Annotated in this window: 28 protein-coding genes; 2 read left to right on the forward strand and 26 right to left on the reverse strand. The window is 54.7% G+C overall.

The features are described from left to right. Nucleotide 1: 1 nt before the first annotated feature. Nucleotides 2–502, forward strand: a complete 501-nt coding sequence (locus VD17_RS31485; protein ID WP_259674542.1) for a hypothetical protein — start codon at nt 2–4, stop codon at nt 500–502. 317 nt (nt 503–819) lie between these two features. Here VD17_RS31485 and VD17_RS06890 read toward each other — a convergent pair whose 3' ends face one another. The 8 genes from VD17_RS06890 to VD17_RS06925 all read right to left on the reverse strand — a co-directional run bounded on the left by VD17_RS06890 (nt 820) and on the right by VD17_RS06925 (nt 10796). Further along, on the reverse strand, nt 820–3102 hold the full coding sequence (locus tag VD17_RS06890; RefSeq protein ID WP_046053249.1) for an ATP-dependent DNA helicase: 2283 nt from the start codon (nt 3100–3102) through the stop codon (nt 820–822). Beyond that, nucleotides 3099–3539: a VPA1267 family protein gene (locus tag VD17_RS06895; RefSeq protein ID WP_046053250.1), complete on the reverse strand. Its 441-nt coding sequence runs from the start codon at nt 3537–3539 to the stop codon at nt 3099–3101. Before VD17_RS06895 ends, VD17_RS06890 begins: the two co-directional genes overlap by 4 nt. Then, complete coding sequence (locus VD17_RS06900; protein WP_046053251.1) at nt 3539–3952, reverse strand: hypothetical protein; 414 nt, start codon at nt 3950–3952, stop codon at nt 3539–3541. Before VD17_RS06900 ends, VD17_RS06895 begins: the two co-directional genes overlap by 1 nt. Before the next feature lie 2 nt (nt 3953–3954). Continuing rightward, a complete protein-coding gene (locus VD17_RS06905) occupies nt 3955–5982 on the reverse strand; it encodes an integrase (RefSeq protein ID WP_046053252.1) in 2028 nt (675 codons plus the stop codon). Next, entirely contained in the window at nt 5975–7489 is a 1515-nt protein-coding gene (locus tag VD17_RS06910; RefSeq protein ID WP_046053253.1) for a site-specific integrase, read from the reverse strand. Before VD17_RS06910 ends, VD17_RS06905 begins: the two co-directional genes overlap by 8 nt. Then, entirely contained in the window at nt 7486–8715 is a 1230-nt protein-coding gene (locus tag VD17_RS06915; protein WP_046053262.1) for a tyrosine-type recombinase/integrase, read from the reverse strand. Before VD17_RS06915 ends, VD17_RS06910 begins: the two co-directional genes overlap by 4 nt. 143 nt (nt 8716–8858) lie before the next feature. Further along, nucleotides 8859–9389, reverse strand: coding sequence for a single-stranded DNA-binding protein (locus tag VD17_RS06920; RefSeq protein WP_008145505.1), 531 nt, complete (start codon nt 9387–9389; stop codon nt 8859–8861). 9 nt (nt 9390–9398) lie between these two features. Next, entirely contained in the window at nt 9399–10796 is a 1398-nt protein-coding gene (locus VD17_RS06925; RefSeq protein ID WP_046053254.1) for an MFS transporter, read from the reverse strand. Nucleotides 10797–10987: 191 nt separating this feature from the next. On the opposite strand from VD17_RS06925, the gene uvrA reads away from it, so the two are divergent. After that, nucleotides 10988–13822, forward strand: coding sequence for an excinuclease ABC subunit UvrA (uvrA, locus tag VD17_RS06930; RefSeq protein WP_033059462.1), 2835 nt, complete (start codon nt 10988–10990; stop codon nt 13820–13822). 65 nt (nt 13823–13887) lie between these two features. On the opposite strand, the gene bfr is transcribed toward uvrA, so the two are convergent. The 18 genes from bfr to rplX all read right to left on the reverse strand — a co-directional run bounded on the left by bfr (nt 13888) and on the right by rplX (nt 24470). After that, nucleotides 13888–14352, reverse strand: a complete 465-nt coding sequence (gene bfr / locus VD17_RS06935; protein ID WP_007943775.1) for a bacterioferritin — start codon at nt 14350–14352, stop codon at nt 13888–13890. 149 nt (nt 14353–14501) lie between these two features. Next, nucleotides 14502–15962, reverse strand: coding sequence for a catalase (locus tag VD17_RS06940; protein ID WP_046053255.1), 1461 nt, complete (start codon nt 15960–15962; stop codon nt 14502–14504). Between the two features lie 209 nt (nt 15963–16171). Beyond that, nucleotides 16172–16558: a 50S ribosomal protein L17 gene (gene rplQ / locus VD17_RS06945; RefSeq protein ID WP_008145500.1), complete on the reverse strand. Its 387-nt coding sequence runs from the start codon at nt 16556–16558 to the stop codon at nt 16172–16174. A gap of 42 nt (nt 16559–16600) precedes the next feature. After that, nucleotides 16601–17602, reverse strand: a complete 1002-nt coding sequence (locus VD17_RS06950) for a DNA-directed RNA polymerase subunit alpha (protein WP_003186012.1) — start codon at nt 17600–17602, stop codon at nt 16601–16603. A gap of 22 nt (nt 17603–17624) precedes the next feature. Then, nucleotides 17625–18245 carry a 30S ribosomal protein S4 gene (rpsD, locus tag VD17_RS06955; protein WP_003210056.1) on the reverse strand — a complete coding sequence of 207 codons (621 nt, stop codon included), beginning with the start codon at nt 18243–18245 and terminating at the stop codon, nt 17625–17627. An 18-nt stretch (nt 18246–18263) separates the two neighbouring features. Then, nucleotides 18264–18653 (reverse strand): 30S ribosomal protein S11, encoded by a 390-nt coding sequence (gene rpsK / locus VD17_RS06960; protein WP_002555466.1) that lies wholly within the window; start codon nt 18651–18653, stop codon nt 18264–18266. Between the two features lie 30 nt (nt 18654–18683). Further along, on the reverse strand, nt 18684–19040 hold the full coding sequence (gene rpsM / locus VD17_RS06965; protein WP_003186020.1) for a 30S ribosomal protein S13: 357 nt from the start codon (nt 19038–19040) through the stop codon (nt 18684–18686). Nucleotides 19041–19170: 130 nt separating this feature from the next. Beyond that, the gene (gene rpmJ, locus VD17_RS06970; RefSeq protein WP_002555468.1) at nt 19171–19287 is read right to left on the reverse strand and encodes a 50S ribosomal protein L36; all 117 of its coding nucleotides are present in this window, start codon (nt 19285–19287) and stop codon (nt 19171–19173) included. A gap of 27 nt (nt 19288–19314) precedes the next feature. Beyond that, nucleotides 19315–20643 carry a preprotein translocase subunit SecY gene (gene secY, locus VD17_RS06975; RefSeq protein WP_007966172.1) on the reverse strand — a complete coding sequence of 443 codons (1329 nt, stop codon included), beginning with the start codon at nt 20641–20643 and terminating at the stop codon, nt 19315–19317. Beyond that, nucleotides 20644–21081 carry a 50S ribosomal protein L15 gene (gene rplO, locus VD17_RS06980; protein ID WP_007896782.1) on the reverse strand — a complete coding sequence of 146 codons (438 nt, stop codon included), beginning with the start codon at nt 21079–21081 and terminating at the stop codon, nt 20644–20646. 3 nt (nt 21082–21084) lie between these two features. Further along, nucleotides 21085–21261 carry a 50S ribosomal protein L30 gene (gene rpmD / locus VD17_RS06985; RefSeq protein WP_003186033.1) on the reverse strand — a complete coding sequence of 59 codons (177 nt, stop codon included), beginning with the start codon at nt 21259–21261 and terminating at the stop codon, nt 21085–21087. 2 nt (nt 21262–21263) lie between these two features. Continuing rightward, nucleotides 21264–21764 (reverse strand): 30S ribosomal protein S5, encoded by a 501-nt coding sequence (gene rpsE / locus VD17_RS06990; RefSeq protein ID WP_007943782.1) that lies wholly within the window; start codon nt 21762–21764, stop codon nt 21264–21266. Between the two features lie 3 nt (nt 21765–21767). Continuing rightward, nucleotides 21768–22118, reverse strand: a complete 351-nt coding sequence (gene rplR / locus VD17_RS06995) for a 50S ribosomal protein L18 (protein WP_003186037.1) — start codon at nt 22116–22118, stop codon at nt 21768–21770. A 10-nt stretch (nt 22119–22128) separates the two neighbouring features. Then, nucleotides 22129–22662, reverse strand: a complete 534-nt coding sequence (gene rplF / locus VD17_RS07000; protein WP_007896774.1) for a 50S ribosomal protein L6 — start codon at nt 22660–22662, stop codon at nt 22129–22131. A gap of 12 nt (nt 22663–22674) precedes the next feature. Continuing rightward, a complete protein-coding gene (rpsH, locus tag VD17_RS07005; RefSeq protein WP_003186040.1) occupies nt 22675–23067 on the reverse strand; it encodes a 30S ribosomal protein S8 in 393 nt (130 codons plus the stop codon). A 209-nt stretch (nt 23068–23276) separates the two neighbouring features. Next, nucleotides 23277–23582 carry a 30S ribosomal protein S14 gene (rpsN, locus tag VD17_RS07010; RefSeq protein WP_003176414.1) on the reverse strand — a complete coding sequence of 102 codons (306 nt, stop codon included), beginning with the start codon at nt 23580–23582 and terminating at the stop codon, nt 23277–23279. Nucleotides 23583–23595: 13 nt separating this feature from the next. After that, nucleotides 23596–24135 carry a 50S ribosomal protein L5 gene (rplE, locus tag VD17_RS07015; RefSeq protein WP_003176415.1) on the reverse strand — a complete coding sequence of 180 codons (540 nt, stop codon included), beginning with the start codon at nt 24133–24135 and terminating at the stop codon, nt 23596–23598. Between the two features lie 20 nt (nt 24136–24155). Beyond that, a complete protein-coding gene (rplX, locus tag VD17_RS07020; RefSeq protein WP_033059465.1) occupies nt 24156–24470 on the reverse strand; it encodes a 50S ribosomal protein L24 in 315 nt (104 codons plus the stop codon). Nucleotides 24471–24472: the final 2 nt, after the last annotated feature.

The following is a 24472-nucleotide window of genomic DNA, read 5'->3' on the forward strand; positions in this document are numbered from 1 at the left end:
CGTGTCAAAACCGCAATCACCCATCCTCTCATCTATCTATGTGCCGACCCTTCACAAAGATGACCTCATTGCACACCCAGTCACCGGTCATCAAAGCTTCGGGTATGTTCCAGAGATCAAATCGCGTGGCATCACGCTGCCAGGGGGCCATATCCACCTTCGTGCAGGCCGACACATGGGGCCCAACAAGGGGTATGGCGTCAAGCATATATGGGATGAACACGGCCACGAGCTGCCACGCTGGGGATGCAAGACGGTAGACGATGTGGCGGCCTACGTAGCTGCAATCATTGTCCACAAGGCCCCAATCTACTGTGAGTTCCATCAAACCAAGAATGGCTATCGGATCGCCGTACTGAGGAGTTCGAAGGGCTGCGTGATCCTGGAGCCCGTTGTGAACGAAGATCACGAATTCGAATTCTATTCGGTTGTGACAGCCTACAAGATCAATCGCCGTGGACACGGTACCGAAGTCGGAAAGGTTATCTGCAACGTAGAATGACAAAAGGCGCCACAGGGGCGCCTTTTGCGAGGGTGTTCTAGGAGGGCTGGTAGTCGCAGCGCTTACTTAGCAAACCATACTCCTTCTAAGGACGTTCCTTATCGCGAGAATGGTTGGGTCGGAAGCCAACCGTTGTTGCCTGGTTGCCGCTACCGCAGGGTGGTGCGCCCTGCAATCCGCACTGTCGGTCAATAGTCACCTTGATACCGAACAGCAATGCTCTTATTGAGCCCTCATCAGTAGATTATCAATTGCTTGTTACTATATCAATCATTTGTACACCTCTAGAGATGTACAACGCTCGTGGTGAGGCCGCGCTACGCAGCGATTTTGAGCAGCTCAGCCTCCAAAAGCGCACGTAATCCAACCTGCCGTGAGAAAGCCTTTGGAGGCAGCGCGATAGCCTCTTCCACGGCTTCTATGTCACCGACGAAGATTACCTGCACCTGTGCTCGTGTCGCAGCGGTGTAGACGAATGTGCGGTCAAGGATGCGCGATTTGCGCACTGGGATGATGACCCGCTTGAACTGTGAGCCCTGCGCTTTGTGAACGGTGATGGAGTACGCCAGTTCAAGGGAGTCGACGTCAGTATCCAGGATGTAGTGTTGAACCCCATCAAAGGTGGCCATTCCCAGAGCGGTGCAGATGTGAGGCTTGTCTTCATCACCCAGATCCACAGATCGTGGCTCGTCGAACACTTCGTCGATCTGGCCAAGCGAGCCATTCTGCAGGTTACGACCCCAATCATTTGCCGTGTACATCACAAGATCGCCGACACACAGACCAGTCGACTCGATCTCACCGGTTTCGGGGTTCTCAGCCAGCAATTGCTGGCTATGATCGGCGTACTTGTTGTGGCAGGTTCGGTTTAGCGCATCGATGCCTGCGAAGCGACATGACCGTGTCGCCGAGAGAATCTGGGTATTCTCGGGATCTTGCTCGTAGAGCCTGATCACGGTGGGAATGATCTGTTCATCAGAGCAAGGCAGGAATACAACGTCATCACTCTCATCAGAGCTGAAGTCCGGGCACTGACCGTCTCGAATCTGGCGAGATGCCAAGGGGATCGCTGAATCCTTGGCTTGGCGTTTGACTTCGATCAGCTCGGTGGTTGGCACGCCGGCCATGCCGCACAGCACGTGCAAAATCAGGCCGGCACCAATCGGTGGCAGTTGATACGGATCTCCCACGAGGATCACCTGGGACTCGGGTGGAAGCTTTTGAACCAGCCGGTAGAACGTCACCAAATCCAGCATCGAAGCTTCGTCGATAACAATAATCGGTGACTGACCCATTTCTTTGTCGCTTACCCGGCCCAGGAAGCCAGCGATAGTCCGCGCTTCGTCGCCCGTAGCCTCGATCATACGAGCCGTGGCTCGACCTGACAGAGCCATTTGAAAACGTGGCCGGCCTGTCGTATCCAGTGCTTTGTAGAGGGCTTTGAGGACAGTGGTTTTCCCTACGCCTGCGCCGCCAGTGATGATGCTGAATCGCTTCGAGAATGACGTAGCAACGGCATCGCGCTGGGCTTGATTCAACCCAAACGCCGGAAGCCCCAAATGAGCCCGCTCATCTTCTTCGAAGCGTGCGATCACGTCGCTCACGTTCACAGGAAACAACTGCGGTTGCAGTGAGGGGGTGATGATCAAATCCCGAATGAACTGCGCGCAGCGCTTTTCCATAATCCAAGAGCCTGGCGCGAACAGCATGGCTCCTACGTTTGCGAGTTCTTTGAATACGAACTGTCCCACCGAGGAGCCGGCTATCAAAGCGCTCGCCAATGCCGCGCTGGGAGCGGAGTGAGGCTTGATCAGTTGGGCGATCGTCGTATGTAGATCATTCAACGAGCTGCATGTGTGCCCCTTCTCGGAGGCACGATAGAGCGACTCCTCAAGTGCCGCAGTCAGCCTACGTGGGTCATCCAGGCGAACATCAAAGCTCTCCCTGGCGATCTTATCGACGTCCGACCAGGCACCGGCAAAGCTAAGCAAACGATAGGGATCGCTGATGAGCGCGGAGATGGTGTTCTTCTTGTGAAAGCGTATGGCTTTCCGGGCGAGGTCTAACGGGATCCGCTTGTTCTGGACAAAGCGTAGTGTCTTTGCATCGCCATCTTCAGCCCAGCGGCTGAACAATCGCTCCCTCACATCGCTGGTCGGAATGATGAGCTCGATTGCCGCGTGATCAGCGTGATCCAGCACCTCGTACAACCGCTCCCCGAGGGCATCCCACAACCGCGTGGCTTTCACTTCCCCGACGCCTTTGACGTTGTCACCCAACCACTGAATGACTTGAGAGCCACTGGGGCGAACAAGGTGAATATCCTGGACATCGACCGTCATCTCACTGACTGCATATGTACCGTGAGTCCTCAGGACGGTACTGACTTCACCGTAAACCTCGAAGATGGCACCCACCGCGACGTCTGAAAGCTTGGCGATCGCGTCCGGGACTCGAATGACAACCGGGCGTGACCGATCATTGATGCCCCGAACAATGTCCATTCGATGACCGAAAGCGATGCAGCCCTTCCGGTTGGAGGAGCGAATCTTGGTGATACGAACGCTGACGCTGATCAGTGAGGGCGCGGCGGCATTCATCGCGGCATCCGTCCTGTTTCTTCGAGGAATTCATTCATGAGCGTGTGGCGCTCCAGCATCTGCTTTGCAGCACTAAGCTCTGCACGCAGCGCCGCGTTTTCCTGCTCCAGCGAGTTCCGCCGCTGAGCATCCTGACGTCGCTGTTTTGCATCGGCATCTCTCAATGGAGGTTCCGCTTTCAGCCCAGCCGGCAGCGAAGCCACTAGCGGCGGCAATACGCCTGCGGCCCTGAGCTCGGTTTCAAGATTTTCTAGTGCACTACGAATAGCTGGGTTCTGCGTGAGCGCACTTTTCCCAAACCCGCACTCCTTTGCGATCTCGGTGCGCTTCAGCTTGCCGTTATGGACGTACTCTCTGAAGTCGACATCCGTCTTGGAGGCCGCCCAGGCGAGGAAAGCCGCGAGGTTCTCTTCGGCAATCTGTTGTCCGTTGGCCATCAGGATTTCTTCTCCGCCGAATGACGATCAACAGGCAGCAGTGGCGCATCCAGTTTCGCTGCCGAGACGTTGAATTTGTAAGCGTTGTACTGCCAGCGCTGGAAGCGCTCCAGAAGACGTTCATTTTCGAGCGTCAGCCTGCTGTTTTCAGCCTCCAAGCGCCGAATACGTTGAGCCGCAATGTCGAGACTAGGGGGTCGTTTTTTAACGACCGCTCCCGAGCGCAACAGCTTTTTCTGGTGATCGAATGCGGACTTGATCGCCTCGTGCGAGCTCAGTGTTTGCCGCGTGGGCCTGCCACCGACTATCGCTGCTGCCTCGTCGCACAGGGTCTCCCAGCCGAGCTTCCCATCCCAGCCGTCAATCAGCGAGACGATCCTTTGGATATCGTCTTCTGTTAGATGTTTAGCCATTATCAAATGCCCATCAATTCGCGAAGCTCATCCATATCAAGCTCATCACCTTCATCGCTTTGAGCTGGTGGGGTCGGAGCAGCGAGCTTTTTAGTGGTAGACCGCGCAGCAATGGCACGCTTTAACGGACTGAACTCCTGGTCGCTTGAGAGGCGGACGATCGTCCCGTCTGGCACGTCCGGGGACTCCAAAATCTGGATCAACTGGTTCGCTCGTTCAAGCGTTTTGAGTTGATGCTGAGTCCACCTGTCAGCCCCATATACGCCCTGCTCTTCTGCATTCTGAGACTTCGCCAGCTGCATCTGGATGCCATCCCGGTGCGCCTTGAGTCTTTCCAGTTTCACAGACTCACCTTTTACACAGACTTGCTCGGTGCAGTTGAGGCAATCACGGTGTTTCTGGCATGGCACCATTGCAAAGCTATGCACGCAAAACCCGTAGTCGGTGACATGGGCGATACCTTCACCAATCTCCTCCAGGTCTGCATAGGTCACCGGAGCGTTAGTTCTTACCTTACCCAAGGCACCACCGACTCCAGCCTCGCGAGCCATTTCAACGTATTCATCATCGTGCATATGATTGTACGTGGCGTTTTGGTGAATATTTTTACGCCCCGACCACTTTGCAATGTCCAGTTGTCCTAAACCGCCGCGATTAGCCAGCGTATTCAAATAGTGTCGAATCTGATGCGAAACCATGTGCATTGGTGACCCATCTACATCCTTATACCCGTAGCGCTCCCAAATACTGCGTTCCTGGCCATCGATGTAGTTGATATCTGTGCTGAAGAGGCTCTTGCCCGGCGTCCAGACAACTACAGGACTGGTACTCAAATCCAGCCTGAGCTCATGTTGTCGGAAACAGCACAACGCATTGACATACTCAATATGTCGCTCCTTATTCTTCCAAGGCCAGTCAGCAGGAAGCTTGCTTTTGCAAAACTCGTTCAAGAAATCAAGAGTGATTTGACCCTTTCTAGATTTCAGCGCTTTATAAGGCTCATAACTCCCCAATAAGCTGCGAACGGCATTATCCGGGCGAGCTCCCCCTTTAACACCCAGCGCTTCGCAAATCTGCAGGGTACTAAGTGGTTGATCATCGGGCACCTTAGGGCAGTCGGCGTGTCGGTAAAATTTATCCGGATTTTCCTTGTACCACTGTGCCAATGCTCTCCCCGGTGCCGACAACTCTTTCAGTCGACGAACCGCCTCTTCCGCCACACCAACCATAACAGTCGGCAACCATTTGATATCTGATTCGTATCCTTTGCCAGCATAGAACCTTAGACCAACTCTTGGTTGACCTTTACTGTCATTTTCATAATGCAAGCAGTTCAGCGGTAAATCTTGCACTTCAGAGATTCTAGAAGGAGCGCACAGACACAATGCAAAAATCGCGGTTGTGAATCTATCCTTAGGATCTTGCAAATCGTTATAAAACATCTCTGCCATTGCTTCCATGGCACCGGGCGGAGGCATTTTCTCATCGCGCCTTTGCCTTCCTTCTTCAGAAGTGCTGTGAATCTCCATTTCCTTTGAAAATGGATTGCGCCAACTGATTGGATTAGCAATTATTTGGCTTTCGTTCAAGAACTCGACCAAATGTACCAAACTTAAGCCCGCTTGATAGGCAGTGGCCTTGTAGGTCTTAGCTACCTCACCCGCAGCGTCCATAACATCAATGTCCACCAGGGTAATATCTGCATATCCTTTTTTATTTAGTAATGCCTGCTCAATACAGCGAATAGCTTTGAATTCGTTCTTCAGCTTTTTTGGACTATGGCCTTGCTGATACCGAACATATGCTTTGGCAAAATCCATAATGGATGAATCAAGCAAATGCTCAGGTTTGTAGCCGCGCGATGGCACATCTTTTTTTGTAAAATTTCCGACGCCGGGCCAAGCATCTTGACCCCAATTCAAGTTGGCACCAAAAACTGTTAATTGATTTCTACACATATCGACAAAATCAATAAGATTTTTTCTGCAATTCAGCTGGTGTTGAGGAACGAATAGAATGACATTAGACATAAGCTTCTCCGGCCTTGGCAGCTTTGCAACGACAAACTACATCACTAACCGCCAAAATCAGACGATCATTAACGGAGGCAATTTTCAGATCACCGGTATTCTCGTATACGCTGTCGCGATCGCTAATGAGCTGTTCAAGCACAGCTTCATGCGGGCCGTCCAACCAGGGTTGGAAATGCATGCAGGTGTAGCAAGCAATTGGCGCCAGTGCACTGCAAAAGCCATAGCTACCGCAGCTGCCAACATTCCCTGAGCGGCCACAGATCCTGCTGCTGGGATCTCCCGCTCTGCGCGCTTGGCTCTCACTGGTAATGAGTACGCCCTGAAACTGTTGCGCAATAGGGCCCAGTTGCAACGCTACCGCCTTGTCAATTCGCTCCACTATCTCAGGGATATTTTTGACGTATACGCCCACATTCTGAGTATCGGAGTGATCCAGAGCCTCGGCGATTACGTACTCGCCGAGGCCCTCTCGACCAAGGTTAGTTCCCAAGGTGTATCGAAACCGCGTAGGGTTAAGATGGATAGGAAACCCAGTCCGCTCACTAATAACACTTATGGTCAATGCAACTCTAGCCAATGCTTCATTAACCCGGTTTGTGGGCATATGCAGCATGTCATACTCCAACTGATCTGACAGCGGAATATCCGACCGAAAATGCTTTAGCTCGGCAAACAGAGGAAGTTCACCCATAATGCCACGATCAAGTCCCTGCCCCATCCGCACAGAAAACTCTTCTACTGTGAACTCAGCTTGCTGTTGCAGCAACAGCCACAGGTCTTCTACTACGGAAAACTTTTTAAAAGACCTTCTCCAGCCCTCGTGACGCTGCTTGGCCCTTGGAAAATTAATATAATACTTACCGTCTTGGGGAAGCAGATCTTTGACTTTAAGCGCAGCGAGCTGGCCTGGGCGTCGCCCTGTCATCGCGAGCGTCATGATCACGCAAGTATCACTCAACGCGAGATCGCCATTACCAAAAGCGGCCAAAACACTTTCAGTAACCGCCGACATTTCAATATCAGTCAGTGGCCCTGCCTCTGGACACATGGATTGAACGGCATAACCTTTTTCGTTTCCTTTAATCGTCCATTTATCGAGCAAGGCCAATGAATCCTTTGGAATTCCAGGATACCCCAGCTGCGCCCACTGACGAATCAAGCCCCTAAGAGTGCCCATATACCATTCGGTGTGTTTATCTAACGATGAACGATAAGAGATCAACGACACCACACTGAAGGGCGGCTGACCCTTCGTGGCATCCAAATAATCCTTGCAGCGATAGAACAAGTTATATACATGCTTGGCGGAAGACGTTTTCGAATAAAACGCCAAAACATTTTTCAATGAATTGTATGTATCCGCATCCAGATAATCTGAAATAGCAACTATAGGGATATCGACATCCTTGCTCAGCTTCCAGCGTTCGGCGTCAAGTGAGAATTCTCGACCATCCCTTGATAAAAAACTATCGGAGCGCAATAGACTTTCGATACTGACCCTCATACATCCCCCTCACGCTTCGATTTATTCTTACCAAGGATTTTTTCTTGCATCGCAAGAGCCGCAATACCAGCCTGCTCTTTGATGTGCCTGCGGTTGTATAATGCTGGCATTTTAGACGTCTGGCTCCAGCCAAGTAACTTGGCGCGCATCTGTTGCTCTTTCTCCGGCGGCACACCCTTTTCGTCCATGATTTTAGAGAAGTCGTAATTCCAGTGATGCCTTAGAGCGTGAGCATGAACGCCTTTGAATTCGGATGCGGATGACGCAAGCTGCGACAAAAACTTGCCAAAGCCCGAGTTCGACAACGGTTGCCCCTCAAACGGCCCGGATTTATGCGTTACAAATAGATAACCATGCTTGTTAGCCTTTGGAACTCTAGCGCGGTGTTTTCCAATATAGGCTTCAACAGCATCAATAATGTCACCACTAAGAGGTATCTCTCGCCCCAACGTCTTGGCGAGAGGTTGATATTTGCGAGAATCGAATCGCGAGTCCGGTCGCCTGACCACTTTTACGGTTCGTTTGCTGAACGAAAAATCTTCGACTCGCAAATTCAGCAGTTCCCCGCGCCGCATTCCAGTTGCCTGCAAGATAATGAACATCAGTGCGTTACGAACCTGTACTGCGAAATCAGCAACAGGATTTTTTTCAGATCCAGGCTCAAGTGCCTCAGTAATAGCCTCCAGCACTTCCACACTGAGATAGTTATCTTCGCGATCGGTTAGAGATCTAGTGTCCTTTTTAGGCCTATTTTCCTTGATCAGACGAACCATTTCGTCGATGGCATCGCTGCTCACCTGAGTTCGTGGGTGAAGCCTATTGGCCAGGAATTGCAGATATTGCGCGATAACGGATAGCCGTAGGTACTGACTGTCTGACCCCACCACTCGCACTTCTTGCTTGATCGCTCGCACGTTGGTTGCAAGCTGCTGTGCCGGCACGAGGGGAATCTGCATGAAGTCGCGAAGGGAATGAATTTCGTGAGTCAACAGCAGCTCGCTGCGCTCAAAGCGCGACTCCAGCTCAATACAGTAATAGTCCTGCCATGCGTAAAGGGCTTTGATCGCGGTTAGGGAGTTGATGATCGTGTTAATGGCGAGGCCTGCCCCTCGCAGCTCCGCTGTCACGAACAGCGTCGGGTAGAACAACGGCATGCCCGACTCATCCACCAGCACGGCGAACCGCTCCCCTCTACTTCCTGTAAACCGTCGAATCGATAGCTGCATGTCCACCTCGAAATCCTTACGTAAATTCAAGGTAGGAGACTACTAAAAATCGGTCAAGAAATTTTTTACAGCCCTAAAACGACAAAACCCCCGCGATGCGGGGGTCTTGAGCCTAAACTTTACAAAAAAGTCTAAGGTGACTGCTAGAACGGGATATCGTCATCAAAGCTGTCGAAATCCGGAGCCGGCTGTGGAGCGGCTTGCTGTGGAGCCGGAGCCTGACGCGACTGTTGCGGTGCTGCCGACTGCTGTGGACGCGGAGCCTGTTGGCGTGGGGCCGGGGCGGACTGCTGGTAGTTATTGCCCCCGCCTTGTTGGTCGCCCTGCTGTGGACGGCCGCCCAGCAGCTGCATGGTGCCTTGCATGTCGACCACGATTTCAGTGGTGTAACGCTTGATACCGTCTTTTTCCCACTCGCGGGTCTGCAGCTTGCCTTCGATGTAGACTTGCGAACCTTTACGAAGGTACTCGCCGGCAATCTCGGCAACTTTGCCGAACATCGACACACGGTGCCATTCGGTCTTCTCGACCTTCTGACCGGTTTGCTTGTCGGTCCACTGTTCGCTGGTCGCCAGACTCAGGTTGGTCACGGCGTTACCGTTAGGCAAGTAGCGAACTTCGGGATCCTGGCCGCAAGTGCCGACCAATATGACTTTGTTAACCCCACGGGCCATAACGTTCTCCTAGGCTACGCACGCTGCCTCGGCCGGGTTGTTCACCAGGCGCTCAAGGGTCGTGCGATCCAATAGTTCTGTGTCCAATTTGATGTAAATCGCCGCTTCATCAGCAACGATCACCGCATCTGTTACCCCTACGACGGCCTTCAGGCGCTCAACCAGACCCGCTTCGCGGATCGCCTCGGGCGACAACGGCAAGCGCAGGCTCGTGACATAAGGTGGTTCGCGCATGGTAACAGCAAAGGCCAGCCAGAGGGCAGCCAGGCCGGCGCATCCAAGGAATACAACCGACAGACCGCCATGCTGGAACAACCAGCCGCCGAGGATCCCGCCCAGTGCCGAACCGAGGAACTGACTGGTGGAATAAACCCCCATCGCCGTGCCTTTGCCGCCTGCTGGTGAAACCTTGCTGATCAGCGATGGCAACGAAGCTTCCAGCAGATTGAACGCGGTGAAGAACACCACCGTACCGATCACCAGAGCGCGCAGGCTATCGCCGAACTGCCAGAAGAATAGCTCAGTGAGCATCAGCGTCAGCACTGCGCCCAATAAAACTCGTTTCATTTTGCGTTTCTTCTCGCCATAAATGATGAACGGGATCATGGCGAAGAAGGAAATCAGCAGTGCGGTGAGATAGACCCACCAGTGCTGCTCTTTAGGCAACCCGGCTTTTTCAACCAGTGCCAAAGGCAATGCAACGAAGCTCGACATCAACATCGCGTGCAACACAAAAATGCCCAGGTCCAGACGCAGCAGGTCTGGATGCTTGAGCGTCGGTATCAGCGCCTGGCGCGCAACACCGGACTCGCGGTGCTGCAACGGCCCGGTTGAGCGCGGCACCATGAACATCACGATCACGATGCCGAACAACGCCATGCCACCCGTGGCGAGGAACAACCCGGACAGGCCAAAGGCGCGGGTCAGCAATGGTCCTACAACCATGGCGACAGCGAACGACAGACCGATCGTCATGCCGATCATGGCCATGGCTTTGGTCCGATGCTGTTCGCGGGTCAGGTCTGACAGCAACGCCATCACCGCCGCGGAAATCGCCCCGGCGCCTTGCAGGATTCGTCCGGCGATCACGCCCCAGATCGAATCGGCATTGGCCGCCAGCACGCTACCGAGGGCAAAGACGATCAGCCCCAGGTAAATCACCGGACGACGGCCGATGCGATCGGAAATGAAACCGAAAGGAATTTGGAAGATCGCCTGGGTCAGGCCGTAAGCGCCAATCGCCAGCCCGATAAGGGCCGGGGTCGCTCCTGCCAGATCCATCCCATAGGTCGCCAGTACCGGCAACACCATGAACATACCAAGCATACGGAAGGCGAACACCAGGGCCAGACCGCTTGCTGCGCGGGTCTCGCTGCCACTCATGCGTTCGCTGTGGGGATCGTGCATGGAAAAACCTCATGTGAACCGGCGGCGATTCTACCAGTCCCATCGATTGACGGGGTATATCGCGACGCTTTGACGCGCTCTGCTGACAGACTCTTCATGTAAGGCTGCAACCCGCTCATTCGATAGTGTGCATCCATCCAGTATTTGGCCGTATACTCCTACGTTTTCGACGCCCGCCGAGCGAGGCCACTTTGGACAAGATCCTGATTCGTGGGGCCCGAACCCACAACCTGAAGAACATCGACCTGACCCTGCCCAGGGACAAACTGATCGTCATCACCGGCCTGTCCGGCTCCGGAAAATCATCCCTGGCATTCGACACGCTGTACGCCGAAGGCCAGCGCCGCTACGTCGAATCGCTATCGGCCTACGCTCGGCAATTTTTGTCGATGATGGAAAAGCCTGACGTCGACACCATCGAAGGTTTGTCGCCAGCCATTTCCATCGAGCAGAAATCGACCTCGCACAACCCGCGTTCGACGGTCGGCACCATCACCGAAATCTACGATTACCTGCGCCTGCTTTACGCTCGCGTGGGTATTCCGCGCTGCCCGGATCACGACATTCCGCTGGAAGCCCAGACCGTCAGCCAGATGGTCGACCTGGTCCTCGCCCAGCCGGAGGGCAGCAAGCTGATGCTGCTGGCCCCGGTGATTCGCGAGCGTAAAGGCGAACACCTTTCGGTCTTCGAAGAACTGCGCGCCCAAGGCTTTGTTCGAGCCCGGGTCAACGGACGGCTCTGCGAGCTGGACGAATTGCCGAAGCTGGACAAGCAGAAGAAGCACTCGATCGATGTGGTGGTCGATCGCTTCAAGGTGCGCGCCGACCTGCAACAGCGCTTGGCCGAATCGTTCGAGACCGCTTTGAAGCTCGCGGACGGCATCGCCCTGGTCGCGCCGATGGACGACGAGCCCGGCGAAGAAATCATCTTCTCCGCGCGCTTCGCCTGCCCGATCTGCGGCCATGCCATCAGCGAGCTGGAGCCCAAGCTGTTCTCCTTCAACAACCCGGCCGGCGCTTGCCCGACTTGCGATGGCCTGGGTGTTAAGCAGTTCTTCGACATCAAGCGATTGGTCAATGGCGAACTGACGCTCGCGGAAGGCGCGATTCGTGGCTGGGACCGGCGTAACGTCTATTACTTCCAGATGCTCGGGTCACTGGCCTCGCACTACAAGTTCAGCCTGGAAGTGCCGTTCAACGAACTGACGGCCGATCAGCAGAAGTTCATCCTGCACGGCAGCGGTTCTCAGAACGTCGACTTCAAATACCTGAACGACCGCGGCGACATCGTCAAACGTTCGCACCCGTTCGAAGGCATCGTGCCGAATCTGGACCGTCGCTACCGTGAAACCGAGTCGGCTTCGGTGCGTGAAGAGCTGGCCAAGTTCCTCAGCACCCAGCCTTGCCCTGATTGCCGTGGTACTCGCCTGCGTCGTGAGGCGCGGCATGTGTGGGTTGGCGAGAAGACGCTGCCGGCGGTGACCAATCTACCGATTGGCGATGCCTGTGAATATTTCGGCGTACTGAAACTCACCGGCCGCCGTGGCGAAATTGCTGACAAGATTCTCAAGGAGATTCGCGAGCGGCTGCAGTTCCTGGTCAACGTTGGCCTGGACTATTTGTCGCTGGATCGCAGTGCCGACACGTTGTCCGGTGGTGAAGCGCAGCGTATCCGTCTGGCCAGCCAGATCGGCGCAGGCCTGGTGGGCGTTCTGTACATTCTCGACGAACCGTCGATTGGCCTGCACCAGCGAGACAACGATCGGCTGCTCGGTACGCTCAAGCACCTGCGTGACATCGGCAACACGGTGATCGTGGTCGAGCACGACGAAGATGCGATTCGCCTGGCCGACTACGTGGTGGATATCGGTCCGGGCGCAGGTGTACACGGCGGGCATATCGTCGCCGAAGGTACGCCGGCCGAGGTCATGGCTCACCCAGATTCGTTGACCGGAAAGTACTTGTCGGGCCGGGTAAAAATTGCAGTACCGGCCAAACGCACGCCGCGTAACAAGAAGTTGTCGCTGTCCCTCAAGGGCGCTCGCGGCAACAACTTGCGCGATGTCGACCTGGACATTCCAATCGGCCTGCTGACCTGCGTAACCGGCGTGTCCGGCTCGGGCAAGTCGACGCTGATCAACAACACCCTGTTCCCGCTTAGCGCTACGGCATTGAACGGTGCAACAACGCTCGAAGCGGCCGCCCACGACAGCATCAAAGGTCTGGAGCATCTGGATAAGGTTGTCGACATCGACCAGAGCCCGATCGGCCGAACGCCGCGCTCCAACCCGGCGACCTACACCGGGTTGTTCACACCGATTCGCGAACTGTTCGCTGGTGTGCCGGAGTCCCGCTCCCGCGGTTATGGTCCTGGACGCTTCTCCTTCAACGTGAAGGGCGGACGTTGCGAGGCCTGTCAGGGCGATGGCCTGATCAAGGTAGAAATGCACTTCCTGCCGGACATCTATGTCCCGTGCGACGTCTGCAAGAGCAAGCGCTACAACCGCGAAACCCTCGAGATCAAGTACAAGGGCAAGAGCATCCACGAAACCCTCGAGATGACGATCGAGGAAGCGCGAGTGTTCTTCGACGCCGTTCCGGCCCTGGCGCGCAAGCTCCAGACACTGATGGATGTCGGCCTGTCGTACATCAAGCTCGGGCAGTCAGCGACCACGCTGTCGGGTGGTGAAGCCCAACGGGTGAAGCTGTCCCGCGAATTGTCCAAGCGCGATACCGGCAAGACGCTGTATATCCTCGATGAGCCGACAACTGGCCTGCACTTCGCGGATATTCAGCAGCTGCTCGACGTTTTGCATCGATTGCGCGACCACGGCAACACTGTGGTGGTGATCGAGCACAACCTGGACGTGATCAAGACCGCTGACTGGCTGGTGGACCTTGGACCAGAGGGCGGCTCCAAGGGTGGGCAGATCATTGCCGTCGGTACACCGGAAGAAGTGTCCGAGATGAAGCAATCTCACACCGGCTTCTACCTCAAGCCGCTGTTGGCACGCGACAAGGCCTGAATCACGGCCATGAAAAAGCCCCTGTCACTTTCTCGGTGACAGGGGCTTTTTTGTATCCGGTGCAATCAGGCGTGCGATTGCAGATAATTTTCCAGACCGATCAACTTGATCAGGCCCATCTGCTTTTCGAGCCAGTAAGTGTGGTCTTCTTCGGTGTCATGCAATTGAACCCGCAGCATCTCGCGGCTGACATAGTCCTTGTGCTGCTCGCAGAGCTTGATGCCCTTGCAGAGCGCAGCGCGGACTTTGTATTCCAGTCGCAGGTCAGCGGCGAGCATGTCCGGCACAGTGGTGCCGACATCCAGGTCGTCCGGACGCATACGCGGCGTGCCTTCGAGCATCAGAATTCGGCGCATCAGGGCATCGGCGTGCCCAGCCTCTTCTTCCATCTCGTGGTTGATACGTTCGTAGAGCTTGGTGAAACCCCAGTCCTCATACATCCGCGAATGGACGAAATATTGATCACGCGCCGCCAGTTCGCCGGTCAGCAACGTGTTGAGGTAATCGATTACGTCTGGGTGGCCTTGCATCGCCCTACATCTCCCTGCTTGAAAGTCTGTAGTTTGAACCAAGCAGACTGTTTGGTCACTCTGCTTGCGCGATAAAAGCGAAGATATTCTGAGAAAAGTGGTTTAAATAACGCAAAAACCGCCCAATCGAGGGCGGTTCTGCTTCTCATTTAGACTTCGTTAAGCTGTACGTTGAGCAGCTTTGCGATTGCTTCTCCATACGCCGGATCAGCTTTGTAGAAATGCTGCAATTGACGGTCAACTACATCGCTGGAAACCCCGGACATTGCACCGGCAATGTTTTTGACCAGCAGGGCTTTCTGCTCATCACTCATCAGACGGAACAGCGCACCCGCATGGCTGTAGTAGTCAGTATCTTCGCGATGATCGTAACGATCAGCCGCACCACTCAGCGCCAGCGCCAGCGCTGGCTCTGCATAGCGAGGTGCTTGTTTCGGTGATTCGACGTAGCTGTTCGGCTCGTAGTTAGGTGTCGCACCGCCATTGTTGCCAAACGCCATCGAACCGTCGCGCTGATAGCTGTTCACCGGACTGCGAGGCGCGTTCACCGGCAATTGCTGATGGTTAGTGCCAACACGGTAGCGGTGAGCATCGGCGTAAGCGAACACTCGCCCTTGCAGCATGCGGTCAGGCGACAAGCCGACACCCGGAACCATGTTGCTTGGCCCGAACGCCGCTTGCTCGACTTCAGCAAAATAGTTCTGCGGGTTGCGGTTGAGTTCCAATTCGCCCACTTCGATCAGCGGAAACTCTTTCTGCGACCAGGTCTTGGTCACGTCGAACGGGTTCTCGTAGTGCTCTGCGGCCTGAGCCTCAGTCATGATCTGGATACACACGCGCCATTTCGGAAAGTCACCGCGCTCGATCGCGCCGAACAGATCACGCTGTGCGTAATCTGGATCGGTACCGGCCAAGCGTGCCGCTTCTGCTGGCGCCAGGTTTTTAATCCCTTGCTTGGTCTTGTAGTGCCACTTCACCCAGTGACGTTCGCCATTGGCGTTGATCAAACTGTAGGTGTGGCTGCCGAAGCCGTGCATGTGGCGGTAGCCATCGGGAATGCCGCGGTCCGAAAACAGAATGGTGACCTGGTGCAACGCCTCAGGTGAGTGCGACCAGAAGTCCCACATCATTTGCGCGCTTTTCAGATTGCTTTGCGGAAGACGTTTTTGGGTGTGAATAAAGTCCGGGAATTTCAAAGGATCACGGATGAAGAACACTGGCGTGTTGTTGCCGACGATGTCCCAGTTGCCTTCTTCGGTGTAGAACTTCAGGGCGAAACCACGTGGATCGCGCTCAGTGTCGGCCGAACCACGCTCACCGCCCACGGTGGAAAACCGCAGGAAGGTTGGGGTTTGCTTGCCCACAGACTCAAACAGTTTGGCGCTTGTGTACTCGGTGATGTCCCGAGTTACTGTGAACGTACCGTAAGCACCCGAACCTTTGGCGTGTACACGGCGCTCAGGGATGTTCTCACGGTTGAAGTGGGCAAGCTTCTCGATCAGGTGAAAGTCGTCGAGCAGCAGCGGGCCACGAGGGCCGGCGGAGCGGGAATTCTGGTTATCAGCGACAGGAGCGCCACTGGCGGTGGTAAGTGTTTTATTTTGGCTCATGCGATCTCTTCCTCTGTCTGTCTTTCCTACTGCCGGCTAATCGGCTGAGAGGGAGTATTGACCATCAACATGACACCATCAAATTCATTAAATTGTGAGAATCGATAGATAAATACTAATGAGACTGTATCTCCTAGGCCACTCGATACTTTTCGAGCGCGCACAAAAAACCGGGCACTAGGCCCGGTTCTTCGTTTCAGACTGACGTCTTACTCAGCGGATACAGCTTCACCACCGGCAGGACGATCAACCAACTCGACGTACGCCATAGGCGCGTTGTCGCCAGTGCGGAAACCGCACTTGAGGATGCGCAGGTAGCCACCCTCACGGGTAGCATAACGCTTGCCCAGGTCGTTGAAGAGCTTACCAACGATAGCTTTCGAACGAGTACGGTCGAAAGCCAGACGGCGGTTAGCCAGGCTGTCTGTCTTGGCCAAAGTGATCAGCGGCTCAGCAACGCGACGCAGTTCTTTAGCTTTCGGCAGTGTAGTTTTGATCAGCTCGTGCTCGAACAGCGACACTGCCATGTTTTGAAACATGGCCTTGCGGTGCGAGCTAGTGCGGCTCAGGTGACGACCACTTTTACGATGACGCATGGTTCATTCCTTACCAAACACAACGTTCGGTGATTACGACGATCAGGCAGTCGCCTTGTCGTCCTTCTTAAGACTTGCAGGCGGCCAGTTGTCGAGGCGCATGCCGAGGGACAGACCGCGGGAGGCCAGAACGTCCTTGATTTCAGTCAAGGATTTCTTGCCAAGGTTCGGAGTCTTCAACAGCTCTACTTCGGTGCGCTGAATCAGGTCACCGATGTAGTAGATGTTTTCCGCCTTAAGGCAGTTAGCCGAACGTACAGTCAGTTCCAGATCGTCAACCGGGCGAAGCAGGATCGGATCGATCTCGTCTTCCTGCTCGACAACCACTGGCTCACTGTCACCTTTGAGGTCGACGAACGCAGCCAACTGCTGTTGCAGAATGGTTGCAGCGCGGCGAATTGCCTCTTCCGGATCCAGAGTACCGTTGGTTTCCAGATCAATAACCAGCTTGTCCAGGTTAGTACGCTGTTCGACACGGGCGTTTTCCACCACGTATGCGATACGGCGAACCGGGCTGAACGAAGAGTCAAGCTGCAAGCGACCGATGCTGCGGCTTTCGTCTTCATCGCTCTGACGCGAGTCTGCCGGTTCATAACCACGACCACGAGCTACGGTGAGCTTCATGTTCAGGGCGCCGTTAGACGCCAGGTTAGCGATTACGTGATCGGGGTTAACGATCTCGACATCATGATCCAGCTGAATATCGGCAGCGGTAACCACCCCCGAACCCTTCTTCGACAAGGTCAGCGTAACTTCGTCACGGCCGTGCAGCTTGATAGCCAGACCTTTAAGGTTCAACAGGATTTCAATTACGTCTTCCTGTACACCTTCGATGGCGCTGTACTCATGGAGCACACCGTCAATCTCGGCCTCGACTACTGCGCAGCCGGGCATTGAGGACAACAGGATGCGGCGCAGCGCGTTGCCCAGGGTGTGGCCGAAACCACGCTCGAGAGGCTCGAGAGTGATCTTGGCGCGGGTTGGACTGACAACCTGCACATCAATATGGCGGGGTGTCAGGAACTCATTTACCGAAATCTGCATGGATGCACCTATTTTCTAGCCCTTACTTGGAGTAGAGCTCGACAATCAGGCTTTCGTTGATGTCGGCGGACAGATCACTGCGAGCAGGAACGTTCTTGAAAACGCCCGACTTCTTCTCAGTGTCTACTTCTACCCATTCTACGCGGCCACGTTGGGCACACAGATCGAGAGCTTGGACAATGCGAAGTTGGTTCTTTGCTTTCTCGCGAATCGCGACCACGTCACCAGCACGAACCTGGTACGACGGCACGTTTACGGTCTGACCGTTAACGCTTACGGATTTGTGCGATACCAGCTGACGGGATTCGGCACGAGTAGAGCCAAAACCCATACGGTATACAACGTTGTCCAGACGGCATTCGAGCAGTTGCAACAGGTTTTCGCCAGTTGCGCCTTTCTTGCCAGCAGCTTCTTTGTAGTAGCCGCTGAATTGACGCTCGAGAACGCCGTAGATACGACGGACCTTCTGCTTTTCACGCAGTTGGGTGCCGTAATCGGACTGGCGACCGCGGCGTTGGCCGTGGATACCAGGTGCTGCTTCAATGTTGCACTTCGATTCGATCGCGCGCACGCCGCTCTTCAAGAAGAGATCGGTGCCTTCGCGACGAGCGAGTTTGCATTTTGGACCAATGTAACGAGCCATTCTTTACAATCTCCTGGATTACACGCGGCGCTTCTTCGGCGGACGGCACCCGTTGTGCGGGATTGGCGTCACGTCGGTGATGCTGGCGATCTTGTAGCCACAGCCGTTCAAAGCGCGGACTGCAGATTCACGACCTGGACCTGGACCTTTGACGTTAACGTCGAGGTTTTTCAGGCCGTATTCCAGCGCAGCTTGACCAGCACGTTCAGCAGCTACTTGAGCAGCAAACGGGGTGGACTTGCGGGAACCGCGGAAACCCGAACCACCGGAGGTAGCCCAGGAAAGAGCGTTGCCTTGACGGTCGGTGATGGTCACGATTGTGTTGTTAAAAGATGCATGGATGTGGGCGATGCCATCAACCACTGTCTTTTTAACTTTTTTACGAGGACGAGCAGCAGGTTTAGCCATGATTAATTTCCTGTCGATTCGCTGGGGCGATTACTTGCGGATCGGCTTACGCGGACCTTTACGGGTACGCGCGTTAGTCTTGGTACGCTGACCGCGCACTGGAAGACCACGACGATGACGCAGACCGCGATAGCAACCGAGGTCCATCAAACGCTTGATTTTCATGTTGATTTCGCGACGCAGGTCACCTTCAGTGGTGAACTTCGCCACTTCGCCACGCAGCTGTTCAATCTGCTCGTCGCTCAGATCTTTGATCTTTGCGGCTGGGTTTACCCCAGTCACTGCACAGATCTTCTGTGCAGTAGTGCGACCAACACCATAGATGTAGGTCAGCGAGATAACAGTATGCTTGTTATCTGGAATGTTAACGCCTGCAATACGGGCCATTCAGTGGGACTCCAATTGACAGCTACCTACGCCCCGGAAGCCAAGAAATAGGGCGCGAGATAATATCGCTGTAATAACAAATAATCAACCCGGCAGCGCACTAGCTGCCGGGCTTGAAGCACAATCACACTCAGCCTTGGCGCTGTTTGTGACGCGGTTCCGCGCTGCAAATTACTCGAACAACACCTTCGCGGCGAATAATCTTGCAGTTACGGCACAGCTTTTTCACCGATGCACGAACTTTCATCACCAACTCCTCGAACCTTATGGGTACTCAGCGCAACATGCCGCTGCCGTAACCCTTCAGGTTGGCTTTCTTCATCAGGGATTCGTACTGGTGCGAAACGAGGTGCGATTGTACTTGGGACATGAAGTCCATCACAACCACGACGACGATCAGCAACGAGGTCCCGCCAAGGTAGAACGGTACGTTTGCTGCAACCACCAGGAACTGGGGCAGCAGGCACACGGCCGTCATGTAAAGAGCACCGAACATGGTCAAGCGAGTCAGAACGCCATCAATGTAGCGCGCAGACTGCTCACCTGGACGGATGCCCGGAATAAAGGCACCGGACTTCTTCAGGTTTTCCGCTACGTCTTTCGGATTGAACATCAACGCCGTATAGAAGAAGCAGAAGAAAATAATCCCTGCACTAAACAGCAGAATATTCAACGGCTGACCAGGAGCGATCGACTGCGAGATGTCCTGCAACCAGCCCAAACCTTCAGACTGGCCGAACCAGGCACCCAACGAAGCCGGGAACAGCAAAATGCTGCTCGCGAAAATGGCCGGAATAACACCGGCCATGTTCACCTTCAGCGGCAAGTGGCTAGTCTGCGCAGCGAAGACCTTGCGGCCCTGCTGACGCTTGGCGTAGTGAACAGCAATACGACGCTGACCACGCTCAATGAACACCACGAAACCGATAATCGCTACTGCCAGCAAACCGATGGCAACCAGGGCGAAGATGTTGATATCACCCTGACGCGCAGACTCGAAAGACTGCCCGATCGCTCTCGGAAGACCGGCGACGATACCCGAAAAAATCAACATCGAGATACCGTTGCCAACACCACGCTCAGTAATCTGCTCACCCAGCCACATCATGAACATCGCACCAGCCACAAAAGTGGATACCGCGACGAAATGGAAGCCAAAGTCACCAGTGAACGCAACGCCCTGCCCCGCCAGACCAATGGACATGCCAATTGCCTGAACGAGAGCGAGGACGACAGTGCCGTAGCGGGTGTACTGGCTGATCTTGCGACGGCCAGCTTCACCTTCCTTCTTCAACTGCTCCAGCTGCGGGCTGACGGCGGTCATCAGTTGCATGATGATCGATGCCGAAATGTACGGCATGATCCCCAGTGCAAAGATGCTCATCCGTTCCAGCGCGCCGCCGGAAAACATGTTGAACAAGCTAAGAATGGTCCCCTCATTCTGTCGAAACAGGTCCGCGAGTCGGTCCGGGTTGATACCTGGAACCGGGATGTGTGCGCCTATTCGGTAGACGATAATCGCCAGGAACAGAAAACGCAGACGAGCCCAGAGTTCAGACATACCGCCTTTGCCGAGCGCAGAGAGAGCACCTTGCTTAGCCATTTATTCCTCGAACTTGCCGCCAGCTGCTTCGATAGCCGCACGCGCACCTTTGGTGGCGCCGATTCCCTTTCCGATGGTGACAGCGCGAGTAACTTCGCCGGACAGCATGATTTTCACACGCTGTACGTTGACGTTGATCACGTTGGCATCTTTCAGGGACTGCACGGTGACGATGTCGCCTTCCACTTTAGCCAGCTCGGACAGACGCACTTCTGCGCGATCCATGGCTTTCAGGGAAACGAAACCGAACTTCGGCAGGCGACGATGCAGCGGCTGTTGACCGCCTTCAAAGCCTGGAGCAATGGTGCCACCGGAGCGGGAGGACTGACCTTTGTGGCCACGGCCACCTGTCTTGCCCAAACCACTACCGATACCACGGCCCGGACGATGCTTTTCGCGACGGGAACCCGGCGCTGGACTCAGATCATTGAGTTTCATCGATTAACCCTCGACACGCAGCATGTAGTAAGCCTTGTTGATCATCCCGCGATTCTCGGGAGTATCAAGTACTTCTACAGTGTGACCGATGCGACGCAGACCCAGACCCTTAACGCACAGTTTGTGGTTAGGGATGCGGCCGGTCATGCTTTTGATCAGCGTAACTTTAACGGTAGCCATGATCAGAAGATCTCCTTGACGCTTTTGCCACGCTTGGCGGCAATGGATTCAGGAGACTGCATAGCTTTCAAACCTTTGAAAGTGGCGTGAACCACGTTTACCGGGTTAGTCGAGCCGTAGCACTTGGCCAGAACGTTCTGAACGCCAGCAACTTCGAGAACAGCACGCATAGCGCCGCCAGCGATGATACCGGTACCTTCAGAAGCAGGCTGCATGTACACCTTCGAAGCGCCGTGACCGGACTTCATTGCGTACTGCAGAGTGGTGCCGTTCAGATCAACTTGGATCATGTTGCGGCGAGCAGCTTCCATTGCCTTCTGGATCGCAGCAGGCACTTCACGCGACTTGCCACGGCCGAAGCCAACACGCCCTTTACCATCACCCACCACGGTCAACGCGGTGAAAGTGAAGATACGGCCGCCTTTAACGGTTTTGGCTACGCGGTTAACTTGAACCAGCTTCTCAATGTAGCCTTCGTCGCGCTTTTGGTCGTTATTTGACATAACTTAGAACTCCAGCCCAGCTTCACGAGCAGCATCAGCCAGCGCCTTGACGCGGCCATGGTACTTGAAGCCAGAGCGGTCGAAAGCCACCTGCGAGACGCCAGCGGCTTTAGCACGCGTAGCGACCAGCTGGCCAACCTTAGTGGCCGCGTCGATGTTGCCAGTGGCGCCATCACGCAGTTCTTTATCCAAAGTCGAGGCAGATGCCAGGACTTTGTTGCCGTCGGCCGAAATGACCTGGGCGTAGATGTGCTGCGACGAGCGGAACACGCAGAGACGCACGACTTCGAGTTCGTGCATTTTCAGGCGTGCTTTGCGAGCGCGACGCAGTCGAGTAACTTTTTTGTCGGTCATTTGCTATGCCCTACTTCTTCTTGGCTTCTTTACGACGGACGACTTCGTCCGCGTAGCGCACACCTTTGCCTTTGTACGGCTCTGGTGGACGGAAGTCGCGGATCTCGGCGGCCACTTGACCTACCAGCTGCTTATCGATACCCCGGATCAGGATGTCGGTCTGGCTAGGAGTCTCAGCGGTGATGCCTTCCGGCAGTTCATAATCCACTGGGTGCGAGAAGCCAAGAGCCAGGTTCAGCACTGTGCCTTTTGCTTGCGCTTTGTAACCAACACCGACCAGCTGGAGCTTGCGCTCGAAGCCTTGGCTTACGCCTTGGACCATGTTGTTTACCAACGCACGAGTGGTACCAGCCATTGCGCGAGTTTGTTGATCGCCATTGCGAGCAGCGAAACGCAGCTCACCAGCTTCTTCAACGATCTCAACGGACGAATGGATGTTCAGTTCGAGAGTGCCCTTGGCACCCTTCACCGAAAGCTGTTGGCCTGCGAATTTGACTTCGACACCGGCTGGCAGCTTAACGGGGTTCTTAGCGACGCGTGACATGCTTATCCCCCCTTAGAACACAGTGCAAAGAACTTCGCCGCCGACACCGGCAGCGCGCGCAGCACGATCCGTCATCACACCTTTGTTGGTGGAGACGATAGACACACCGAGACCGCCACGAACTTTTGGCAGATCATCGACGGACTTGTACTGACGCAGGCCTGGACGGCTAACGCGCTTCACTTCTTCGATAACCGGACGGCCTTCGAAGTACTTCAGCTCGATGGACAGCAGTGGTTTGATTTCGCTGCTGATCTGATAACCCGCAATGTAACCTTCGTCCTTCAGGACTTTGGCAACAGCTACCTTCAAAGTAGAAGATGGCATGCTTACGACGGACTTTTCAGCCATCTGGGCATTACGGATTCGAGTTAGCATGTCCGCTAACGGGTCCTGCATACTCATGGGCTAGACGCTCCTAATACAAAAAAATTAGCCTTGCGGCTACTACTTGTCGCCGAGCTCATCCATGCGAAAAAAGCACGGGCTCAGGCGAGCCGGGTATTCTAGACACACCCCACAAATGAATCAAGCCCCAATAGGGGCTTGATTCAAGTTCAAGGTCACCGGTGGTCAGGATCTTGCGATCCGGACCACCAAGACTTTGATAGTGCTTACCAGCTGGCTTTAACCAGACCAGGTACGTCACCACGCATTGCAGCTTCACGCAGTTTGTTACGGCCGAGGCCGAACTTGCGGTAAACGCCGTGTGGACGACCGGTCAGGCGGCAGCGGTTACGCATGCGCGAAGCGCTTGCGTCACGTGGCTGCTTCTGCAGAGCTACTGTAGCTTCCCAACGCGCTTCTGGACTTGCGTTCAGATCAACGATGATTGCTTTCAGTGCTGCACGCTTTTTGGCGTACTTGGCAACCGTGAGCTGACGCTTCAGCTCGCGGTTTTTCATGCTCATCTTGGCCATTTTCCTACTCCAATCAGTTGCGGAACGGGAATTTGAAAGCACGCAGCAGCGCGCGACCTTCATCATCGTTCTTGGCAGTGGTGGTCAGGGTAATGTCCAGACCGCGGAGAGCATCGATCTTGTCGTAGTCGATTTCCGGGAAGATGATCTGCTCTTTAACGCCCATGCTGTAGTTACCACGACCATCGAAGGACTTGGCATTCAGGCCGCGGAAGTCGCGGACCCGAGGCAGGGAGATCGACAGCAGACGATCCAGGAATTCGTACATACGCTCACGGCGCAGAGTCACTTTGACGCCGATCGGCCAACCTTCACGGACTTTAAAGCCAGCGATGGATTTCCGAGCGTAAGTCACAACGACTTTCTGACCGGTGATCTTTTCCAGATCGGCAACAGCGTGCTCGATGACTTTTTTGTCACCGACCGCTTCGCCCAGACCCATGTTCAGGGTGATTTTGGTAACGCGTGGAACTTCCATCACGTTCGAAAGCTTAAGTTCTTCCTTAAGCTTCGGTGCGATTTCCTTCCAGTAAATCTCTTTTAGTCGTGCCATGGTCTTCTACCTAGCAGTGTTCAAGCATCAACCGCTTTTTGGGTCGACTTGAAGACACGAATTTTCTTACCGTCTTCTACTTTGAAACCAACGCGATCAGCCTTGTTGGTTTCGCCGTTGAAAATGGCAACGTTGGAAGCGTGCAGTGGCGCTTCTTTCTCGACGATACCGCCTTGTACGCCCGACGCCGGGTTAGGCTTGGTATGACGCTTGACCAGGTTCAGACCACCAACGACCAGACGGTCGTCAGCGAGAACCTTAAGCACCTTACCGCGCTTACCTTTGTCTTTGCCGGCGATCACGATGATCTCGTCGTCACGACGAATCTTTTGCATGT

The sequence above is a fragment of the Pseudomonas fluorescens genome (assembly GCF_000968015.1).
GTDB lineage: Bacteria > Pseudomonadota > Gammaproteobacteria > Pseudomonadales > Pseudomonadaceae > Aquipseudomonas > Aquipseudomonas fluorescens_W.

Coding starts and splice junctions, on each gene's coding strand:
- VD17_RS06895 (WP_046053250.1), bottom strand. CDS start 3,539: ATGGCCAACGGACAACAGATTGCCGAAGAGAACCTCGCGGCTTTCCTC.
- secY (WP_007966172.1), bottom strand. CDS start 20,643: ATGGCTAAGCAAGGTGCTCTCTCTGCGCTCGGCAAAGGCGGTATGTCT.
- bfr (WP_007943775.1), bottom strand. CDS start 14,352: ATGCAAGGCCACCCAGACGTAATCGATTACCTCAACACGTTGCTGACC.
- rpmJ (WP_002555468.1), bottom strand. CDS start 19,287: ATGAAAGTTCGTGCATCGGTGAAAAAGCTGTGCCGTAACTGCAAGATT.
- rpsE (WP_007943782.1), bottom strand. CDS start 21,764: ATGTCAAATAACGACCAAAAGCGCGACGAAGGCTACATTGAGAAGCTG.
- rplR (WP_003186037.1), bottom strand. CDS start 22,118: ATGACCGACAAAAAAGTTACTCGACTGCGTCGCGCTCGCAAAGCACGC.
- VD17_RS06900 (WP_046053251.1), bottom strand. CDS start 3,952: ATGGCTAAACATCTAACAGAAGACGATATCCAAAGGATCGTCTCGCTG.
- rpmD (WP_003186033.1), bottom strand. CDS start 21,261: ATGGCTACCGTTAAAGTTACGCTGATCAAAAGCATGACCGGCCGCATC.
- rplX (WP_033059465.1), bottom strand. CDS start 24,470: ATGCAAAAGATTCGTCGTGACGACGAGATCATCGTGATCGCCGGCAAA.
- VD17_RS06915 (WP_046053262.1), bottom strand. CDS start 8,715: ATGCAGCTATCGATTCGACGGTTTACAGGAAGTAGAGGGGAGCGGTTC.
- rpsM (WP_003186020.1), bottom strand. CDS start 19,040: ATGGCCCGTATTGCAGGCGTTAACATTCCAGATAACAAGCATACTGTT.
- rplE (WP_003176415.1), bottom strand. CDS start 24,135: ATGGCACGACTAAAAGAGATTTACTGGAAGGAAATCGCACCGAAGCTT.
- rplO (WP_007896782.1), bottom strand. CDS start 21,081: ATGAAACTCAATGATCTGAGTCCAGCGCCGGGTTCCCGTCGCGAAAAG.
- VD17_RS06890 (WP_046053249.1), bottom strand. CDS start 3,102: ATGAATGCCGCCGCGCCCTCACTGATCAGCGTCAGCGTTCGTATCACC.
- rpsN (WP_003176414.1), bottom strand. CDS start 23,582: ATGGCCAAGATGAGCATGAAAAACCGCGAGCTGAAGCGTCAGCTCACG.
- VD17_RS06905 (WP_046053252.1), bottom strand. CDS start 5,982: ATGTCTAATGTCATTCTATTCGTTCCTCAACACCAGCTGAATTGCAGA.
- rplF (WP_007896774.1), bottom strand. CDS start 22,662: ATGTCACGCGTCGCTAAGAACCCCGTTAAGCTGCCAGCCGGTGTCGAA.
- rpsD (WP_003210056.1), bottom strand. CDS start 18,245: ATGGCTCGTTACATTGGTCCAAAATGCAAACTCGCTCGTCGCGAAGGC.
- rpsH (WP_003186040.1), bottom strand. CDS start 23,067: ATGAGTATGCAGGACCCGTTAGCGGACATGCTAACTCGAATCCGTAAT.
- VD17_RS06950 (WP_003186012.1), bottom strand. CDS start 17,602: ATGCAGATTTCGGTAAATGAGTTCCTGACACCCCGCCATATTGATGTG.
- VD17_RS06920 (WP_008145505.1), bottom strand. CDS start 9,389: ATGGCCCGTGGGGTTAACAAAGTCATATTGGTCGGCACTTGCGGCCAG.
- VD17_RS06910 (WP_046053253.1), bottom strand. CDS start 7,489: ATGAGGGTCAGTATCGAAAGTCTATTGCGCTCCGATAGTTTTTTATCA.
- rpsK (WP_002555466.1), bottom strand. CDS start 18,653: ATGGCTAAACCTGCTGCTCGTCCTCGTAAAAAAGTTAAAAAGACAGTG.
- VD17_RS06925 (WP_046053254.1), bottom strand. CDS start 10,796: ATGCACGATCCCCACAGCGAACGCATGAGTGGCAGCGAGACCCGCGCA.
- rplQ (WP_008145500.1), bottom strand. CDS start 16,558: ATGCGTCATCGTAAAAGTGGTCGTCACCTGAGCCGCACTAGCTCGCAC.
- VD17_RS06940 (WP_046053255.1), bottom strand. CDS start 15,962: ATGAGCCAAAATAAAACACTTACCACCGCCAGTGGCGCTCCTGTCGCT.